Origin of the sequence: Pseudomonas sp. Pseusp97, assembly GCF_047304025.1 — a bacterium.
In the GTDB taxonomy this organism is placed as follows: domain Bacteria; phylum Pseudomonadota; class Gammaproteobacteria; order Pseudomonadales; family Pseudomonadaceae; genus Pseudomonas.
The window spans coordinates 1-3,070 of record NZ_JBGLYK010000368.1; the positions used below are offsets into that span (position 1 = coordinate 1).

The 3,070-nt window shown below is 64.9% G+C and carries 2 protein-coding genes; one reads left to right on the forward strand and one right to left on the reverse strand.

The window, feature by feature from the left end; all coding sequences use genetic code 11:
* Nucleotides 1-180: 180 nt before the first annotated feature.
* A complete protein-coding gene (locus ACCC94_RS28920; protein ID WP_138526068.1) occupies nucleotides 181-1,482 on the reverse strand; it encodes a dicarboxylate/amino acid:cation symporter in 1,302 nt (433 codons plus the stop codon).
* A gap of 365 nt (nucleotides 1,483-1,847) precedes the next feature.
* Here ACCC94_RS28920 and ACCC94_RS28925 point away from each other — a divergent pair, with 365 nt between their 5' ends.
* Nucleotides 1,848-2,849, forward strand: a complete 1,002-nt coding sequence (locus ACCC94_RS28925) for an AraC family transcriptional regulator (RefSeq protein WP_413353019.1) — start codon at nucleotides 1,848-1,850, stop codon at nucleotides 2,847-2,849.
* The last annotated feature ends 221 nt before the right edge of the window (nucleotides 2,850-3,070 follow it).

The following is a 3,070-nucleotide window of genomic DNA, read 5'->3' on the forward strand; positions in this document are numbered from 1 at the left end:
AGCTTGCTCGCGAACCCGCCCAACTCCGAAGCCGCCGGGAAGCCGTTCGCGAGCAAGCTCGCTCCTACAGACAGCCGCCGCCACATACCACAGGCCCATAAAAAAGCCCGCTCATAGGAGCGGGCTGGAAAGGCTCCGGCGCTTCACGTTCACCGGGCCGAATTGCTCGTTGGAAACCCGTCAGGAAGGCTGCAGCTCCGCGGAGTTGCCCGGGCCGGCGGCCAGTTCGGCGGACAGGGTCTTCTCGTCCAGCTGCTTGCACCACTTGGCGACCACGATGGTGGCCACGCCGTTGCCGACCAGGTTGGTCAGGGCGCGGGCCTCGGACATGAAGCGGTCGATACCCAGGATCAGCGCAAGGCCCGCAACCGGCAGGTGGCCGACAGCGGACAGGGTGGCGGCCAGCACGATGAAGCCCGAACCGGTAACGCCGGCGGCGCCCTTGGAGGCGATCAGCAGCACCACCAGCAGGGTCAGCTGGTGGGTGATGTCCATCGGGGTGTCGGTGGCCTGGGCAATGAACACGGCAGCCATGGTCAGGTAGATCGAGGTGCCGTCCAGGTTGAACGAGTAGCCGGTCGGGATCACCAGGCCGACGACGCTCTTGTCGGCGCCCAGCTTCTCCATCTTGGCGATCATGCGCGGCAGGGCCGACTCGGAGGATGAGGTGCCCAGCACGATCAGCAGTTCTTCGCGGATGTAGGAGATGAAGCGCAGGATGCTGAAGCCGTGGGCGCGGGCGATGCCGCCCAGCACGATCAGCACGAACAGCAGGCAGGTGATGTAGAAGCACAGCATCAGCTGGCCCAGTTGCACCAGCGAGCCGAGGCCGTAGGCGCCGATGGTGAAGGCCATGGCACCGAAGGCGCCGATGGGAGCGACCTTCATGATCACGTTGATGATGTTGAACATCACGTGGGTGATGCGATCGATGAACTCGAACACCGGCTTGCCGTAGTCACCCAGGCGGTGCAGCGCGTAGCCGAACAGCACGGAGAAGAACAGCACCTGCAGGATGTCACCGTTGGCGAAGGCGCCGACCACGGTGCTCGGGATGACGTTCATGAAGAAGTCGATGGTGCTCTGCTTCTCGCCCGAAGCGATGAAGCCGGTGAGCGCCGCGTTCTTGTTCATTTCGGCGGTCAGCGTGGCGACATCGGCGTGCATGCCGGCGCCCGGCTGGACAACGTTGACCACGACCAGGCCGATGATCAGCGCGACGGTGGAAACGATTTCGAAGTACAGCAGCGCCATGCCGCCGGTCTTGCCCACCGCCTTCATGCTCTGCATGCCGGCGATACCGGTGACCACGGTGCAGAAGATGATCGGCGCGATGGCCATCTTGATCAGTTTGACGAAGCCATCGCCCAGCGGCTTCATCAGTTTGGCGGTGTCGGGGTAGAAGTGGCCGAGCGCGATACCGATGGCGATGGCGATCAGTACCTGCACGTACAGGCTCTTGTAGAAGGGTTGCTTGGTCATGGCAGCTCTGTCCTCACGGGCGAGTGCTCCCCGGGGGAAACACAACACCGAACGCGTTATCTCCCTGCAATGGGAGAATTTGTTTTCAGGGCATGCCAGACGGCAGGCCTTGAGCGCATATCGCAAGTGCTGTGCCAGACCTTTGAAAAATAACTAATCCCTTTAAATTCAACGAGTTCCGTGAAAAGTCGCGGCACGGAAGGCCGCGGAATTGGCGGATTCCCGCCTCCTCACTGGCGGGTTTCCCGCCCTCTGGCGGGTATCCGCCACGGCCTTCGTACCGTAGATTGTAGAACCCCGATCAGGTTCGATCCGGGTTTACCGCGCAGCTGTTGGACGCGCGGCCAGAACAACAAGGACCGCTCATGCGAGAACGCACCATTGCCAGCCACTTCGTCCGCGCCGCCGTCCATGGCGCGCAGCGCAAGGGACTGGATATCCATGTCCTGCTGCGCGACGCCGGCATCGCCCCGGCGATCCTCGACGAACCCCGCGCGCGGGTCGATCCGTCGCAGTTCACCTGCCTGATGCAGCGCCTGTGGGAAGTGCTCGACGACGAGTACATGGGCTTCGGCGCCATGCCCAGCAAGCGCGGCACCTTCGCCATGATGTGCAACGCGATCATTCATTGCCGCACGCTGGAAAAGGCGCTGGGACGCGGCGCGCTGTTCTACGGGCTGTTCCCCGAGGCGCCGCGGATCGAACTGGTGCGCGACGGCGAACACGCCCGCCTGACCCTCGACGAGGCCCACCTGCGCGACCCGGATCACTTCCTCGCCGAGAGCCTGCTGCTGATCTGGCACCGCCTGGCCAGCTGGCTGATCGGCCAGCGCATCCGCCTGGAGGAAGCCACCTTCAGCTACCCGGCCCCCGAGCATCAGGCCGAGTACGACCTGCTGTTCCCCTGCCCGCGCCGCTTTTCCGCCGGCAGCACCAGCCTGCTTTTGCAGGCGCGCTACCTGGACATGCCGCTGTTGCAGGACGAGCGCACGCTCAAGCACTTCCTCAAGGATTCCCCTGCCGACCTGCTCGCCCGCCCGGATGGCGGCGACAGCCTGACCAGCCAGATCCGCCGCCTGCTCGGCCGCGACTGCCGCAGTTGGCCGGACCTGGAACAGGTCGCGGCGCAACTGCACATGAGCCCGCAGACCCTGCGCCGCCACCTGCGCGAGGAAGGGCCGAACTTCCAGGAGCTCAAGGACCAGCTGCGCCGCGACCTGGCGATCTACTACCTGGGCCGCGACGAACTCTCGATCCAGGACATCGCCGACCAGCTCGGATTCTCCGAGCCCTCGGCCTTCCATCGGGCGTTCAAGAAATGGACGGGGCTGACGCCGGGGGCCTACCGGGCGCAGCAGGGGGAGTGACTGTTGCGGCTTGTCGTAGGATGGGTGGAGCTTGCGATACCCATGCTGCCCTGGACATCTCACTGGTGATGGGTATCGCTTCGCTCCACGCCATCCTACGAGAAGGCCGTAGGGCGCATAACCCGGAACGGGTTATCCGTCGATTGCCTGCCGGGGGGGGGGGGGGGCGGGGGTTTGGGGGGCGGGCCGGGGAAGAGAGCGCCCCGGGAGGGGGGGGGGGG

Excerpts from the sequence above, each read along its gene's own strand:
- ACCC94_RS28920 (WP_138526068.1), bottom strand. The coding sequence starts at position 1,482 with ATGACCAAGCAACCCTTCTACAAGAGCCTGTACGTGCAGGTACTGATC.
- ACCC94_RS28925 (WP_413353019.1), top strand. The coding sequence starts at position 1,848 with ATGCGAGAACGCACCATTGCCAGCCACTTCGTCCGCGCCGCCGTCCAT.